The sequence below is a fragment of the Laceyella sediminis genome (assembly GCF_003003125.1).
GTDB classification, from domain to species: Bacteria; Bacillota; Bacilli; order Thermoactinomycetales; family Thermoactinomycetaceae; genus Laceyella; species Laceyella tengchongensis.
In genome coordinates, this window is record NZ_PVTZ01000001.1 from 427,656 (window position 1) to 443,406 (window position 15,751).

Consider the following 15,751-nt stretch of genomic DNA (forward strand, 5'->3'; position numbering starts at 1 on the left):
CCATCCCATCCTCCATCCCTTCATTCCTTTGCCTTACCGTTGTTTCAACATTCAAAAACCTTGTTCGAATCTGATATCGCTTTTTTTGCGCCGTTACCCGGTGCTGAACCCCAATCCCCTTTTTCATACCGATTAGAACGTTTTCCAAAATCCCCAAAGGTTAGGTGATCCCTGTGACACCACCTAAACATATTCTCGCCGCATATGTGCTGATCCTCAACTATGACGCGGAAATCCTGCTTGTCAAACATCCTCAACGCGGTTGGGAGCTTCCCGGTGGTCAAGTAAAAGAGAATGAATCCATCCGCCTTGCCGCCATTCGCGAGGTCAAGGAAGATACCGGGGTCCACATCAAACTCGTCAAATACTGCGGCATATTCCAAAATGTGCGCTCGAATATCTGCAACTTGCTATTCATCGGCAAACCGATCGGCGGTCGCATCTCCACCGATAGCGATGAATGCGAAGATGCTGGTTATTTCCCGGTTGAAACAGCGATGCGCCTCGTCACATGGCGCCATATTAAACAACGGATTCTCTACTGTTTAGATGAACGCAAACACCCATTCTTTGTAGAATATTAAGGGTCAGCTCCGCCTTTTGAAGGGCCGGAGGCGGAGCCGGCATGTTTCTCCTAGTCGTTGAGCATCAGTTAGCAGCCATGCGTTTGGTTTAACACATCCCGTCCCCAGCAGTGTCGCGTCTTCAGAAGATGGCGGAGGCACTTGTGATCTGACAGCTTCGCCTCCACATACCGACGCAAGGATTCTTCTACGAACGGCAAGACACGAAAGTTGTGCTCGTGAAGCCCTGTCTGTACCAATGACAGCATTTCTCGATAAAACGCTACATCCAGCCGACTGTCCCCACACACACATTCCTCATCCATGTGGGCTTCCATTTTAGCTACCGCTTCCTCCAATTCAGCCTTGATCTCTTCCATCAATTCTTCATGCCAATACTCATGGTGCAACTTCTCCCACACCCGCAGTCCATGATCATGCGACTGCAATCCTTTATCGCTTCGCTTAGCCAAAATAAACCATCCCCATCCTTTTAGACGGAATTTAATCTCACCTACATTATACTGAAAAATAAGAAAAATCGGTAAAAGGTTGATGATTTATTTATCCGGATTTGACACCGTGACACAAGCTTGTCATCACACCGGGACAAACAAGCCGACGGAGGCGACCCTCCATCGGCATGCCGTCCTGGTATCGGGATCGGATTGTACCTACCTTGGATTACGTCAACCCAAGATCACTTTGGCAAACTTTCGCCGGCCCACTTGCACAACCATCCCATCTTGCACTTCCACTTTTGCCTGCGGGTCCGTCACTTTCTCTTGGTTGATACGCACGCCCCCTTGCTGGATCATGCGGCGACCTTCTCCATTGGTGGCCACTAGCCCCAATTTGCTGAGCAAGGCGACAATCCACATCCGTCCATCCTCCAAGTCGGCGGCATTGACCTGCACTTCGGGCATGTCATCCGGCAAGTCACGCTGTTGGAACACGGTCTTGAAGTGGTGCTCAGCTTCTTGCGCAGCTTGTTCACCGTGGTACATCCGCACCAGCGTGCGACCGAGGCGCATCTTGGCATCCCGTGGGTGGATGGTTCCTTCAGCCAATCCTTGCTTCAGCTCCTCTAACTCCTCCAGCGACAGATCCGTGGCCAGTTCAAAGTATTTCACCATCAGCTCATCTGGGATAGACATCGCCTTGCCGTACATGTTGTTGGGTTCCTCATCCACCCCGATGTAGTTGCCCAAGCTTTTGCTCATCTTCTTCACGCCGTCTAAGCCTTCCAACAACGGCATGGTGAGAATCACTTGTTCCTCTTGCGCATATTCTTTTTGTAGTTGGCGCCCCATGAGCAGGTTGAAGGTCTGGTCCGTTCCACCTAACTCGATATCGCTTTTGAGCGCCACTGAGTCGTATCCTTGCATGAGCGGGTAGAAAAATTCATGAATGCTGATCGCTTGCCCACTTTGGTAACGCTTGGAGAAGTCATCCCGCTCCAACATGCGAGCTACCGTGCACTTGGAAGCGAGGAATGTCACATCGGCAAAAGTGAGCGGGCTCAGCCAAGAGCTGTTGAAGTGGATTTCCGTCTTATCCGGGTCCAACACTTTGAACAATTGCTCGGTGTACGTCTTGGCATTTTCCTTCACTTCCGCTTCCGTCAACTGTTTGCGCGTCTCCGACTTGCCTGTCGGGTCGCCGATTTGGGCCGTGAAATCACCGATAACCAGTTGCACAATGTGGCCCAGCTTCTGAAAGTCGCGCAGCTTGTTGAAAACCACCGTGTGGCCGATGTGCAGGTCCGGTGCAGTCGGGTCTAAACCCAATTTAACCTTGAGCGGCTCTCCCGTTTCAATCGAACGGCGCAATTTGGCAATCAATCCTTCTGCTGGAAGGATTTCTGCCGCTCCGCGTTGAATTATCTTCAGTTGTTTCTCCAATTCAGCCTGAACTTCAGGCTTCATCGCTTGCTCTTGCGTACCCATGTTTACCACCAACCTTTTTGAAATATAAAAAACCCCGCCCCTCAAAAGGGACGGAGTTTATTTCCGCGGTACCACCCTAATTGAAAGCACGAATTGGCTTTCCCCTCATTGCATAACGGATCGCTCCGTACGCCGGCGCCCTTAGGCCGGCATCAGCTCCCAAGTGTAATTCATCGATAGCGGTCCACTGGTTCGCACCAACCACCAGCTCTCTGACATGGATTCCATCCATCGACTACTGCGCTTGTTCACAGCTTTTCAATATGTTACCTGACGAGTCAGGGGCTTGTGACATGCGATTATGCTATAATATTACCCTAGAACGAGGAGGGTATCAAGTGAATGGATAAACACCAAATGCGGCGTTCTCGCAAGAGTTCCAATACTCGCATATTCAAGAAAATCCTTGGGGCCCTTTACGTCTTATTCGTCGTCGCACTGATTTTGGTTGCGGCGGGAATCGGAGTCGGGGCGGGGATCGTGTCCGCCATGGTGAAGGATGAGCCGATCCGCACCAAAGAAGATTTTCAAAAGGATTTGGACAGTCTGTTCCAAAACAGCTACGCTTACTTCCAAACCCAAGACGGGCAAGGCCAACCCTTGAGAATCGGCGCGTTTCGCAATGGTGGCGACATGCGCAAACTGATTCAATCCAAAAACGATGTGAGCAAGTATCTGGTGGATGCCTTTATCTCCGTCGAAGACCGCGACTTTTACAAACACAAAGGCGTGGTTCCCCGGTCGCTATTACGCGCATCGTACCAGCAACTGGCCAAGTCCGAGGTGAGCACTGGCGGAAGCACGATCACGCAACAGCTCGTCAAAAACGTCATCCTGAAAGACTTCGACAAAGACCTCGAGCGGAAGGCAAAAGAAATCATTTTGGCCATCCGACTCGATGCCATGTATGAAAAAGATGAAATTCTAACTTATTATATGAACTCTGTCTTTTTTGGCAATGGGGCCAACAAACAGCGACTTCATGGCGTACAGGCTGCGGCCAAAGGCTTGTTCAACTTAGACCCCAAAGACTTAAATCTGGCCCAATCCGCCTATATCGCCGGCATGGTGCAGCGACCCAATGATTACAACCCCTTTGGGGGCGAAAAAAACCTCGCCCGCGGCAAAAAACGCATGAAGCTCGTGTTGGATAAAATGCTAGAAAACAATAAAATCACTAAAGAAGAATATAATAAAGCTCTAAGTTTTGACATCAAACAATCCCTAGCCAAGCCCAATAAAGAGAGCAACGGCTACACCAACTACTCATACATCATGTACGCTCTGGAAGAGGAAGCAGCCGAAATCCTGATGAAGAAGGACGGCTTGGACATTGAAAAACTGAGTCAGGAAGGGAAATACCTGGCGACTTTGAACCACTACATCGAACAAGTGCTGACGCGCGGCTACCACATCTACAGCACCATCGACAAACCGATGTACGACGCCATCAACGCCGCCGCTAGCAAAGGGCTGACCTTTCACACCCGCACCTACAAAGGAGTGAAAGAGCAAGAACAGCTGGGCGCCGTGGTCTTAGACAACCGCACCGGCTCAGTGCTGGCATTTGTACCCACTTCCAACAACAAAGGGAAGCTAAACCACGCACTTGACGCTTACCGCCAGCCCGGCTCGGCCATCAAGCCGCTCATCGTGTACGGCCCAGCGATGGAAGAAGGGATTATCAGCCCCTCTACCCTCATTCTGGACGAGAAATATCCAAAAGCAGACGGCTCTGGCTATTACGAGAACGCGGCCAACAAATACTACGGCCCCGTGACAGTAACCAAAGCGCTCACGTATTCGTTCAACATCCCGGCCATCAAAACATTTAACAAAATGGGCCACAATGTGGGTTTCGATTACTTACGCAAACTGAACATCCCTCCCCACAAAAATGACACGGAAGCGGCGGCCATCGGTGGGCAATACCGTGGCTACACCGTGGATAAGATCACTGCCGCGTTTGCCACGTTCGCCAATGAAGGGAGATACAATTCCCCTCATCTGATCGCCAAGATCACCGATGCGAACGGCAACACCATCTATGAGCACCAAGCAGAACAAAAACAGGTCTTCTCGCCGCAAACCTCCTACCAGATGATCAAAATGCTGCGCACTGTCGTCACCCAGGGCACCGGGGTCTATATCGGTTCCCGCGTATACGGGTATGACCTTGCCGGCAAAACAGGAACGACCAGCGACGACAAAGACCTGTGGTTCATCGGTTCCACGCCAAACATCACCATCGGCGCCTGGGGCGGGTATGACCATAACTTCCGCATGTCCCATAACGACAAATTCACCAAGCGGGCGTGGGTCAATATCTTTAAAGCCGCTGCAGCTGCCGCACCAGAATACTTTGACAAAAACGCCCGGTTCCAATCGCCCGGCGGCCTAAGAGACAACATCTCCTGCTTGGATTGCGGCGCCATCAACGACTACTTGTCGAAGCAAAAGAAGAAAGAGGAAGAAGAACAGAAGCAGAGAAAGCCAAACCAGCCTGGCGACAATCCCGGTAACGAGCCTGGTAACGAACCTGGCGATGAGCCCGGTGACAACCCTGGCGACAATCCGGGAGACGGCCCCGGTGACAATCCGGGAGACGATCCTGGTGACAATCCCGGTGGCGAACCTGGGGATGGCAATCAAAGACCCACCTTCCCGCCGCGCCCACCCAATCGGGATTGATCCCGCCAAGGCCCGATTAACAAACAACCCTCCACCCGTCAAGGGATGGAGGGTTGTTTGTATCCACTCGGTCGAAATCATCAGCTGTACCAGTATGAAACACTTCTCATCAACAGCAAATGACCAAATATGGCTTGATCATATCTAGCACATCAAATTAAAAAGAAGCGGCGGAAAAACCTTTTCCCAATGAGCGCCTTGCCACGCATGAAGCGAATGGGAAAACGGTTTTGGAGCCGCTGCTATTCATCAGGCTTGCTCTCACTCCCCCGCCGATTTGCTACAAAAAAAGAATAGGTCGAAATCATCAGCTATACCCGTATAAAACACTTTCCATCCACAGCAAATGACCAAATATGGTATTGATCGTGTCTAGCACATCAAATTAAAAAGAAGCGGCGGAAAAACCTTTTCCCAATGAGCGTCGATGCACAAATGAAGCGAATGGGAAAACGGTTTAGGGACCGCTGGCATATTCATCAAACACGCTCTCTTGCTTGTATAACCATCCATCCTCACTATACATTCCCATTCTCTTTATTAATGAATACAAAATCAAAAATCATTGTTTCATCAGAAAAGATATTGTCATAATTTGTATAACACCTAGCATGCATATCCCTGTGATATAATTATCTTCGCATGGAACCAAGGGGGGGCGAAAGATGAAAAAATACCCTTACAATAAACAAAAAGCCAAAGGGAAAAAAAAGTCATTAAAAATAATTGGCAAAGTTCTATATATTAGTTTAGCTACTATTTCTATTATATCCGTTGGCACTGTTGGGGTTGGTGCAGGAGTTGTCTCAGCGCTAACCAAAGACGAAAAAATACGTACCAAATCTGATTTCGACAAAGAATTGTCTGGTTGGTCACAAACGAGTTACGCTTATTTCCGATCTGAAGATGGGAAGCAACCACCTAAACCGATTGGTGCGTTAATCTCCCCTGATGATCGCAAGCTCGTCAAAAAACTGGATGAAGTCACCCCTTATTTGACCGATGCTTTTTTATCAGTCGAAGACCATGAGTTTTATCAACATAAAGGGATCGTTCCTTCATCTCTGATCCGTGCAACTTGGCAACAAGTTTCCGGTAGTGAAGTGACCACAGGCGGTAGTACCATTACACAACAATTAGTGAAAAATGAACTCTTCACCCAAGAAAAATCGTTAGAACGGAAAGCCCTTGAAATTATTAATGCCTTAAGGATTGAAAAATATTACAACAAAGAGCAAATCTTTGTGGCTTACATGAATAGTGTTTACTTTGGCAAAGGTGCTCACGGAAAGCACATGTATGGCGTTGTAGCTGCTGCACGCGGGATCTTCAATAAAGACGTCAAAGAACTCAGTTTGCCACAAGCGGCTTATATTGCTGGGATGGTTCAACGCCCCAATGCATACAATCCATTCCGAGGGGATGACAATATCCGGTTAGGGACAAAACGGATGAAATTGGTTCTGACTAAAATGCTTGAGAACAAAAAAATATCGAAAGCTGACTATGATCAAGCAATTAAATTCGATATTAAAAGCTCCCTAGCCAAACCAACTGATTTTGTGAATCCATTGGAAAAATACCCCTACATCATTACAGCCACAGAAAACGAAGCCGTTGATATTTTGATGGAGCAGGACAAAGCAGAAAAAAACGAAGCAAATATCAAAGAATACCGTGACCGCATCAAAAAAGGCGGATATAAAATCTATACCACCATTGATGAGCAACTCTATAATGCTTTGAATGACTCGATCAAAAATATGAATGTCCCAGGAAAATGGAAAAACGGTAAGAAAGTCAAAGAGCAAATTGGGGCAACACTCATTGACAATAAAACCGGTTCCGTACTTGCATTTGTTTCAGGAACCGACTTTAAAGATACACAACTTGATCACGCGTTTGAAGTAGAACGGCAACCCGGTTCGGCAATCAAACCGCTGTTGGTTTACGGTCCCGCCTTAAACGATGGCATCATCTCCCCTGATTCGATGATTTGGGATGAACCCGTTCCCAAAGGTGACGGTACGATGTACAAAAACGCAAACGGGAAATACAAAAATGGCCCGGTCACAGCGACTTATGCCTTGCAATGGTCGTTGAACACTCCGGCGATCAAATTGATCAAAAAACTTGGGGTGCAACACGCTTTCGACTACTTGCGGAAGATGGACATGCCCCCGCATAAATGGGATGGCGAAGCCTCGGCTCTCGGTGGGATGAGCAAAGGATATACGGTAGCTCAAATGACTGCTGCTTTTGCCATGATCGCCAACTCCGGTGTATACAACAAACCTCATCTAATCGAGCGAATTGAAGATTCTTCTGGCAATGTCATTTATGAATTTAGTAAGCAGTTTAAAGAGAAACAAATCTTTAGCCCGCAAGCAACATACCAATTAACACAGATGATGCGGGAAGTTGTACGTTCAGGTACGGCTAAAATCATCGGTGGACAATTGGGTGGATACAATATCGCTGGTAAAACGGGAACCACCAGTAATTATGTTGATCTATGGTTTGTAGGCTTTTCTCCCGAGGTGTCTCTGGGAGTATGGTCCGGTTATGATCAACATTATAAATACGCACATGAAACGTTCACCAAGCAAGCATGGGCTCGCCTGTTCAAAGCGGCGGCTCAAACCAAGCCAGATCTGATTAAACCGGGTAGCAATTTTAACAATCCAGGCGGATTGACAAGCGGCAAATGTTTTGAATGCGGCCGCGCCGTCCCGAAAACCGATGCGGAACCTGGGAAAGAGCCCGCACAGGGAGAGGGACAACCCCAAGGACAACAACCTCCGGCAGGAGGGACTCCTCCGCAAGGAGATCAACCCAATACGGGACAAACTCCCCAACAGCCAGCTGGAGATCAATCTCCTCAACAGCCGACTGGGGGAGATAACGGGCAAAACAACACGCAAAATGGTGGCGGCGAAACGCCGCAATAATAGTAGCACCTTCCCCATCACGACGGGGAAGGTGCTTTTTTTCAATCTTCCATGGTAGACAAATCGCCTGTGGGTAAACCCAACTCCCAGGCTTTCAACACCCGGCGCATGATTTTTCCGCTTCTTGTCTTCGGCAACTTATCCCTAAACTCAATCTCGCGCGGGGCAGCATGGGCGGCCAAACGCGTCTTCACAAATTGGCGGATCTCCTCTTTCAGCTCCTCCGAAGGTTCATAGCCCTCCCGCAACGCAATGAACGCTTTGATGATTTCACCCCGGATCGCATCCGGTTTACCAATCACTCCTGCCTCAGCCACGGCATGATGCTCCACCAACTTACTTTCCACTTCAAACGGCCCGACCCGTTCCCCGGATGTATTGATCACATCGTCCAGTCGGCCTTGGAACCAGAAATACCCATCTTCATCCATATAGGCAGAGTCACCTGACACATACCATCCAGGAATGCGGAAATATTCTTGGTACTTCTCGGGATTTTTCCAAATCTGGCGCATCATCGACGGCCATGGAGTCCGGATCGCCAAATTCCCCATCGTGTACGGTGGCAATTCGTTTCCTTCGTTGTCGATGATCGCCGCGTGGATACCGGGGAAAGGCTTACCCATCGAGCCCGGTTTGATCTCCATCTGCGGGTAGTTGGAGATGAGGATACCACCAGTCTCCGTCATCCACCAGTTGTCATGGATTCGCTTGCCGTACGTTTTCAGCCCCCAGCGCACCACTTCGGGGTTCAGCGGTTCACCCACGCTCAGCACGTGCCGTACGGATGAAAGATCATATTTTTTGACGACGCTGTCCCCCGCCGACATCAGCATGCGGAAAGCCGTCGGTGCGCTGTACCAGACCGTTACCTTGTATTTTTCTAATGTCTGATACCAATCATCCGGACTAAACCGGCCGCCGCGTACCACATTGGTCACGCCATTGAGCCACGGCGCAAAAATCCCATAGGAAGTGCCCGTCACCCAGCCCGGATCAGCCGTGCACCAGTAAATGTCGTCATCTTGCAGATCTAGCACCCACTTCCCTGTCTGGTAGTGCTGGATCATGGCATTATGTACATGCAAAACACCTTTGGGTTTCCCTGTAGAACCGGACGTATAATGAATGATCATCGGGTCTTCCCGATCGACCCATTCCATGTCCAAATCGGAGGAAGCTTGACTCATCTCCTCTTCAAAGCTGTAATATCCTTCGACCAGCTCACCCACCGCACCGACCAAAATGATATGTTTTAAATGGGGAAGCGCATCCACCGGCACCCGCTCCAACAAAGAGGGCGTCGTCACCAGCGCGACGGCTTCGCTGTTCTCCAGCCGATCCTTGACGGCCGCTTCCATAAACGCTTCAAACAAAGGCCCGACAATGGCTCCGATTTTGATGGTTCCCAAAACGCTGACATATAACTCTGGAGTGCGCGGCATAAATACAAATACGCGATCCCCTTTACTGACGCCCAACTTGCGCAACACATTGCCGAATTGATTTGATTTTTCCTTTAGTTGCAAAAACGTGTAACGCTCTTCTCGCACAGCGTCACTGTAGATCAAGGCTGTTTTGTTTCCCTTCCCCGCTTCCACATGGCGGTCTATGGCTTCATAAGCGGCGTTCACCTTGCCGGTGTGGTGCCAAGAAAATGCCTGCTCCACTTGTTTCCAATCAAAATGGGATCTCGCCTCTTCATAACGGCTCATATTGTTGCCGGTGGTTTGGACTGGCACGCGTTCTTCATGGGTCATCAAGTCACGCCTCCCTTTGTTTGCAAACGATTTCAGTTTTCATTATTATATCACATGAATTAATATTAGCAATTTACCACAATAAAATAACCGACGGCTTAGACAGCCGCCGGTTGGAGTTTAATGCTGCGGTTTAAATGTCTTGCAGTCTGTTTCCTTGCTCGTCTCCGCTTCTTCTTTATGGGTGACCACATAGATGGCATCCGCTTTGCACTGGTTGCCTTGTCCCCAATAAGTGCAGTTGCTCACTTCACACAAGACATCTTTTGGCATATAAACTCCCCCTTTCCTAAACCTAATGTGTCCTGGAACAAGGAGGAGTACTCATCCAATTATTTCTGCATCCGCAGGCGCAAAATCGCTTGAATCATGCTAGCCGAACGCTCGGAGGCCAGCTCTGTAAACTCGGCGAAATTAACATCAGCCGTGTGATCAGCGCGGTCGGACATAGAGCGGATCACCACATATGGCACATCGGCCAGATGGCACACATGGGCGACGGCAGCCCCTTCCATCTCTACACAAGCCCCGTCAAACTGCTCTCGCAACTCCCGCACTTTGCCGGCATCAGAGATGAATTGATCACCAGACAGGACTTTGCCCGTCAATACCTTGACACCGGAAATACTGTGGCCTGCTTCGACCGCCCAAGCGACGAGCTGCTCGTCGGCCGGGAAAATCGACACATCTTGGAATGGTACAGTCCCTCTCGGAAAACCGACCGGGCTGGCATCAATATCATGCTGTTGGCAAGCAGTGGAAACAACGATATCCCCAATGTCCAAATCGGGATGCAAAGCACCCGCGACTCCAGTAAACAGCACGGCATCTACTTGAAAATAGTCGATCAGCGTTTGCGTGCACACAGCAGCATTCACTTTGCCCACGCCGGATTTGCAGAGAACCACAGGTGTGCCACAGAGCGTTCCCGAGTAATAAGTGACACGGTAACGCTCCTGCTCTTGAACATCCTCCATAGCGTTTAGCAACGCTTTAATCTCCTCATCCATGGCGCCAATGACGCCGATAATTTCTTTGTTGTCTTTCATCTGTTCATCCCTCTTCTCCCCGGGCCGATCCGCTTAGCGCTCATCTTCCCATTCTTTCAGTTTGGTGGAGTTTCTCAGCTCCATGCTGTATTGCAGGTATACTTGTCCACTTTCTACTTGCTCGTCATTCATATACTTGGTCAACAAGCGCATTGCAACCGCGCCGATGTCGTACATAGGCACGCTGACCGTAGAGAGCAACGGGCGCACCTGGGAGGAAAGCGGGATATTCTCAAAGCCAATAACGGACACATCCTCCGGCACGCGCTTACCTAAATCCTGCACGGCGTGGATCGCTCCTACCGCCATCTCATCGCTAGCCGCAAACACCGCGCTCACTCCCGGCTGGCTCTCAAGCAAACTCTTCATCTCCTCATAACCGGAACGGTAACGGTAATCGCCCAACCGCACCAACGCTTCATCAAACGAAGTTTCGCTTTCTTCGATCGCTTCTTTGTACCCCACATAGCGCGGGTATCCATTCACCGAATCAGTCAGCGGCCCGCCGATGAAGGCGATTTGTTCATGCCCCTCATGAACGAGGATGGTGGTCGCTTCTTTGGCTGCTTGGATTTGGTCAATCGTCACGTAGGGGAGTTCTCTTCTTTCGTCGCGCGTGGCGGCCAATACCACCGGCACCGTACTAGCGGCGAAAATTTCGCGGTGGGAGTCGGTGATTTCACCGCCTAAGAACAGAAGTCCGTCCACCTGCTTCTCCAACAACGCCTCAACCAGTTGGATTTCTTTCTCTTTTTTCATATCGGAATTGCTTAGAATGATATTGTAATGATACATGGTGGCAATGTCTTCAATCCCGCGGGTCAACTCCGCATAAAAGGTGTTGGAGATATCCGGGATCACCACGCCAACCGTGGTCGTCTTTTTGCTGGCCAGGCCCCGCGCCACCGCGTTGGGCCGGTATCCCAACTGCCGAATAACATCCAGCACCTTTTTGCGGGTCACTGGTTTTACATTAGGGTTTCCGTTCACCACGCGGGAAACGGTCGCCATCGATACGCCCGCTTCCCTGGCCACATCATAAATGGTTATCGTCTCTTTTTTCTTCACCATACTTATTCATTCACATCCAGTTCAGTCAAATTTCTTGATCTGCCAGTCTATCTTGGCCTTTCACCAACGATTATGGCCGCACGATTATTTTTTCCAGACATAAGAAAAGAAACCACACTTTTGTCTTATGTCCTCGGAATGGGCCTCAGATCGTTTCATTGCGCAACTGGGACATCAGCTGCAACACATATGGCAGGGTGTCGCCCATGATACTCGTCCACGCTTCCGGCGATCCCCGGTTGATCCAGACAATCGGGGTACGTGGAGCCAACGCTTTGTACAGCTTTTTGGTCGAGATCAAGCGAGGAACCATCGGCGGCAAGTGCGGATTTTTCTGCCGCGCTTCCGCAATCAGCCGCTCCGCGTGACGGGCAGAAGTGAAAAAGTCGACAATGGGGCTATGATCCTGTCCAGCCAAAATCACCATATTGCCGTCGGGGTCGACAACAACCCAGATTCGGCGCAATTCGGCCATCGCCCGGCACACTTCCCAACCGTTGCCCATCCCTTGCCCTTCGATGGTCGCCTTTTCTAATTTTTTCAGCCCTTGCGCCACATCCGGGTCTATCGGCCGCTCTGATCCCTGAGTCTGAGCTGCTCCCTGCGGCGGCATCACCGGTTGCGGCGATTCCGTCTCTTTTGGAGTCACTTCAGGAATGGGCGGAGTCATTGGCGTGTGCGGTGCTAGATGATCCACCAACGGCACATCTTCCTGCCGGGACCCCACCGTTTGGGATGAATGGGGTTCCAGCGGATGATCTTCAGCTGGTGGCACTTCTTCTTGGGGTGTTGCCGCAACCTGGGAGGAGCCGCTGTCAAAAGCGATCATAAAAGGATGTTCCACGACGCTTTCGTCAATGATGCCGTGTTGGCTACCAAAACGGATCGTTTCCATATGCTTGCTTGTCAACAAAGCTTGCTCAGGCAAGCTAAAGTGGAAAAACAAGGACGACGTACCCAACTCCTCGCACCGATCCCAGATGACGGACCATGGGTGTTGCACAGGTTGCCCACCTGATTTCCGCGTCACATACTCCGCATCTTGCTCGGAGGCGTAAACGGCTATCGTATACGACTCTGGCTGGTACTCCACCATCAACATGTTTTGATCCATGGTCGGCACCCAGGGTCCGGTCATTTGTGAAAACTGTTGGGCGGCATACTCTTGGATCATCTGCAAAACATGTTGCTTGGTCAGGAACAGCCGTGACGGGAGTCCGGGGTTAAATAAAATCCCTTGTGCATCCGATCGATAGGCCTTAATCAGAAACGAAAGCGCGGGTTCTTCGGTCATCCGCACATGTTCCGGTTCATTCACTTTAACATTGCGCGCCGCTTCCAAATCGGTAAAGGTCACGATGAAGCGGCTGTTGGGTTCATTTCCCCGCGCCAGAAACGGCGTTTCCCCCGCTTCGCCGTGATTGTACAAAACAATCAACCGCGGCAGGCGTGTCGCAAAAAATTGATACAACTGCTCTGGTGTAACACGATTGGCACTGGCCAATTCCAAACATTCGCGTACATTCAACGAAGCTTCCTCCCCCTACAAAACAAGTCCAACTCATTTATTTGCAAAGGCCTCGCAATTATCTACTATGGCAAGCGTTAAAGTAATATCCCTTGTAACATCATAACAAATTATAAGCAAAAAAAGCGAACCGACGATAGGTCTGTTCGCTTTTTCACCAAAAAGTACTGCTTTGGATATATTTTTATGTCATGTTAACGCACGGTCACTTGTTTTTGATCTAGCAAACCGGAAGCGCGCAAGTCTTTGATGAAGGTGTCGAAAGTGGGGATGTCGATCTGCTGTTTGGCGTCCGACAAAGCAACCGCCGGATTTGGATGAACTTCCAGCATGATGCCGTCAGCCCCCGCTGCCAAGGCCGCCCGCGCACATGGCAACAGAATATCCCGTCTGCCCGTGGAATGCGTGATATCGACCAATACCGGCAAATGGCTCTCGTTTTTCAAAATCGGCACAGCCGAGATGTCTAATGTGTTGCGCGTGGCTTTCTCATAGGTGCGGATGCCGCGCTCACACAAAATAACTTGATGGTTACCACCCGACAAAATGTATTCGGCAGCAAACAAGAATTCCTCGATCGTCGCCGACAATCCCCGCTTCAACAGGACCGGAGTGCGAACCGCTCCCGCCGCCTTCAACAGCTCAAAATTCTGCATGTTGCGGGCGCCGATTTGGATTACGTCTACATATTGTTCAGCCATCTCCATGTCACTCGGGTTGACGATTTCGCTGACAATCTTCAAACCGAATTGGTCGGCGGCTTTGCGCAAAATCTTCAGTCCTTCTTCCCCTAACCCTTGGAAGTCGTAAGGGGAGGTGCGTGGTTTGAACGCACCGCCGCGCATCAGTTCGATGCCTTGTTCTTTCAAAGCGCGGGCTACTTCAAACACTTGCTCTTCTGATTCCACGGAGCAGGGCCCAGCTACCACTTGAGGCTTCACCGCCCCCACCAAGGTACCTTTGATGTCTACCACCGTGTCGGTCGCCTGTTTTTCGCGGCTGACAAGGAGGGTTTTCTTTTGGCTTGTTTGTTGCAAGTCCAAAGATGCCTTGAAAATCTGCTTGAACAGGTAACGCACGGTGTTGTCGGTAAATGGCCCTTCGTTGTGTTGAACAAGCGTTTCCAACATGACCCGCTCCCGCTCCGGATCAAATTTGTTAATGCCTTGCTTTTGTTTCACTTCACCGATTTGCTTCGCTAGTTCCGCTCGTTCGTTTAACAGTCGCAACAGTTTCAAATTGACTTCATCCAGCTTTTGTCGCAATGCGTCTAATTGATTCTCTCTCACTCTTCTTGCTCCTCTCTTCTCAACTAGAAAAATAATTTTCGCCATTATATCGAAAAACAATCACTTTGTCGAGGGAATTCTGCACCTGTATCAACTTAGAGCGACTGCACGGCATCGGTCAACGCCTGTTTGGTGATATTCCAATGAGAAGCGTGCCACTTCACTTCATCTCCGACCACGACAAGCGCTTGTGGAGACTCATGCTTGATCCCAAACCGCTCGGCAATCTCATTGGACAGTGGACGGTCTTCAATCACGAACACGGCAGCGGACAGCACCTCTGTTGCTGCATCCGAAGACAAGAACGCTTCCCATTCGGCGTAGGCCGCCGCGCTGATTGGGCACGATGTGCTATGTTTAAACAACAACAAGGGGCGTTTGCCCGCTTTTGCCATCCATTCGTTCAATTGTTCTACAGAGGTGATTCGCGCTGGTTTTTCCATCCATTCCACATCCTTATCAGTTTTTCAGCTTATCTTTCATGTGTCAGGCGTTGGACGCCCGTTCGCTTTCTTTCTTGGCACGTCTACGCAAACCTTTTTCAACTTTATGCAAAAAGGCGATCATCATGCATGACCGCCTTCACTTTCATTATTTCTTATCTTCAATCGAAATATAATCGGGCGTTTTAGAGGAAGGTGCATCGATATAGCGGTTGACCAACACGGTCCCCTCATCGTTTACTTTTTCCCATTTGCTTTCCACCGGCGCTTGCGATTTGATCGTCAGGTATAACTCTTTTCCACGCTCTTTGGCCAATTCCAAGCCTTTCCCCAATTCTTTACGGATTTCATTGCCCGTTTTGGTCGTCGCCAACAGCGCGGTCGCTGCCCCGATCAAGCCGCCGATCACAGCACCCGCCATAAAGTATTTACCTTTGCTCATCGGTGTCTCATCCTC

General features: G+C 49.9%; 13 protein-coding genes and 1 other annotated feature. Of the genes, 3 read left to right on the forward strand and 10 right to left on the reverse strand.

Annotated elements, in window-relative coordinates:
• Positions 1-173: 173 nt before the first annotated feature.
• Positions 174-584, forward strand: a complete 411-nt coding sequence (locus tag CLV36_RS02225) for an NUDIX hydrolase (protein WP_102993150.1) — start codon at positions 174-176, stop codon at positions 582-584.
• A gap of 68 nt (positions 585-652) precedes the next feature.
• On the opposite strand, the gene CLV36_RS02230 is transcribed toward CLV36_RS02225, so the two are convergent.
• Positions 653-1,036, reverse strand: coding sequence for a hypothetical protein (locus tag CLV36_RS02230; RefSeq protein WP_106341592.1), 384 nt, complete (start codon positions 1,034-1,036; stop codon positions 653-655).
• 216 nt (positions 1,037-1,252) lie between these two features.
• Positions 1,253-2,512, reverse strand: coding sequence for a tyrosine--tRNA ligase (gene tyrS / locus CLV36_RS02235; protein WP_102993152.1), 1,260 nt, complete (start codon positions 2,510-2,512; stop codon positions 1,253-1,255).
• 43 nt (positions 2,513-2,555) lie between these two features.
• Positions 2,556-2,773, reverse strand: a binding site (T-box leader).
• 81 nt (positions 2,774-2,854) lie between these two features.
• Here tyrS and CLV36_RS02240 point away from each other — a divergent pair.
• Positions 2,855-5,203, forward strand: coding sequence for a transglycosylase domain-containing protein (locus CLV36_RS02240; protein WP_106341593.1), 2,349 nt, complete (start codon positions 2,855-2,857; stop codon positions 5,201-5,203).
• A 665-nt stretch (positions 5,204-5,868) separates the two neighbouring features.
• Positions 5,869-8,154 carry a transglycosylase domain-containing protein gene (locus CLV36_RS02245; protein ID WP_106341594.1) on the forward strand — a complete coding sequence of 762 codons (2,286 nt, stop codon included), beginning with the start codon at positions 5,869-5,871 and terminating at the stop codon, positions 8,152-8,154.
• A gap of 41 nt (positions 8,155-8,195) precedes the next feature.
• Here the strand turns inward: CLV36_RS02245 and acsA are convergent, their stop codons facing one another.
• From acsA to CLV36_RS02285, 8 genes are all read right to left on the reverse strand, one after another.
• Positions 8,196-9,914 carry an acetate--CoA ligase gene (acsA, locus tag CLV36_RS02250; RefSeq protein ID WP_106341595.1) on the reverse strand — a complete coding sequence of 573 codons (1,719 nt, stop codon included), beginning with the start codon at positions 9,912-9,914 and terminating at the stop codon, positions 8,196-8,198.
• 120 nt (positions 9,915-10,034) lie between these two features.
• On the reverse strand, positions 10,035-10,187 hold the full coding sequence (locus tag CLV36_RS02255; RefSeq protein ID WP_022736869.1) for a DUF1540 domain-containing protein: 153 nt from the start codon (positions 10,185-10,187) through the stop codon (positions 10,035-10,037).
• Positions 10,188-10,246: 59 nt separating this feature from the next.
• Positions 10,247-10,963, reverse strand: a complete 717-nt coding sequence (locus CLV36_RS02260; protein ID WP_106341596.1) for a 5'-methylthioadenosine/adenosylhomocysteine nucleosidase — start codon at positions 10,961-10,963, stop codon at positions 10,247-10,249.
• A gap of 33 nt (positions 10,964-10,996) precedes the next feature.
• The gene (gene ccpA, locus CLV36_RS02265; RefSeq protein WP_022736871.1) at positions 10,997-12,034 is read right to left on the reverse strand and encodes a catabolite control protein A; all 1,038 of its coding nucleotides are present in this window, start codon (positions 12,032-12,034) and stop codon (positions 10,997-10,999) included.
• A gap of 145 nt (positions 12,035-12,179) precedes the next feature.
• Positions 12,180-13,562, reverse strand: a complete 1,383-nt coding sequence (locus CLV36_RS02270; protein ID WP_106341597.1) for an SseB family protein — start codon at positions 13,560-13,562, stop codon at positions 12,180-12,182.
• 194 nt (positions 13,563-13,756) lie between these two features.
• Positions 13,757-14,851, reverse strand: a complete 1,095-nt coding sequence (locus CLV36_RS02275) for a bifunctional 3-deoxy-7-phosphoheptulonate synthase/chorismate mutase (protein WP_106341598.1) — start codon at positions 14,849-14,851, stop codon at positions 13,757-13,759.
• A gap of 95 nt (positions 14,852-14,946) precedes the next feature.
• Positions 14,947-15,294, reverse strand: a complete 348-nt coding sequence (ytxJ, locus tag CLV36_RS02280; protein WP_106341599.1) for a bacillithiol system redox-active protein YtxJ — start codon at positions 15,292-15,294, stop codon at positions 14,947-14,949.
• Positions 15,295-15,442: 148 nt separating this feature from the next.
• Positions 15,443-15,736 carry a YtxH domain-containing protein gene (locus tag CLV36_RS02285; protein WP_102993158.1) on the reverse strand — a complete coding sequence of 98 codons (294 nt, stop codon included), beginning with the start codon at positions 15,734-15,736 and terminating at the stop codon, positions 15,443-15,445.
• Positions 15,737-15,751 lie beyond the last annotated feature (15 nt).

What these genes read in the sequence shown, in the direction of transcription:
- tyrS (WP_102993152.1), bottom strand. Translation starts at nt 2,512, where the DNA reads ATGGGTACGCAAGAGCAAGCGATGAAGCCTGAAGTTCAGGCTGAATTG.
- CLV36_RS02240 (WP_106341593.1), top strand. Translation starts at nt 2,855, where the DNA reads ATGGATAAACACCAAATGCGGCGTTCTCGCAAGAGTTCCAATACTCGC.
- CLV36_RS02245 (WP_106341594.1), top strand. Translation starts at nt 5,869, where the DNA reads ATGAAAAAATACCCTTACAATAAACAAAAAGCCAAAGGGAAAAAAAAG.
- acsA (WP_106341595.1), bottom strand. Translation starts at nt 9,914, where the DNA reads ATGACCCATGAAGAACGCGTGCCAGTCCAAACCACCGGCAACAATATG.
- CLV36_RS02255 (WP_022736869.1), bottom strand. Translation starts at nt 10,187, where the DNA reads ATGCCAAAAGATGTCTTGTGTGAAGTGAGCAACTGCACTTATTGGGGA.
- CLV36_RS02260 (WP_106341596.1), bottom strand. Translation starts at nt 10,963, where the DNA reads ATGAAAGACAACAAAGAAATTATCGGCGTCATTGGCGCCATGGATGAG.
- ccpA (WP_022736871.1), bottom strand. Translation starts at nt 12,034, where the DNA reads ATGGTGAAGAAAAAAGAGACGATAACCATTTATGATGTGGCCAGGGAA.
- ytxJ (WP_106341599.1), bottom strand. Translation starts at nt 15,294, where the DNA reads ATGGAAAAACCAGCGCGAATCACCTCTGTAGAACAATTGAACGAATGG.
- CLV36_RS02285 (WP_102993158.1), bottom strand. Translation starts at nt 15,736, where the DNA reads ATGAGCAAAGGTAAATACTTTATGGCGGGTGCTGTGATCGGCGGCTTG.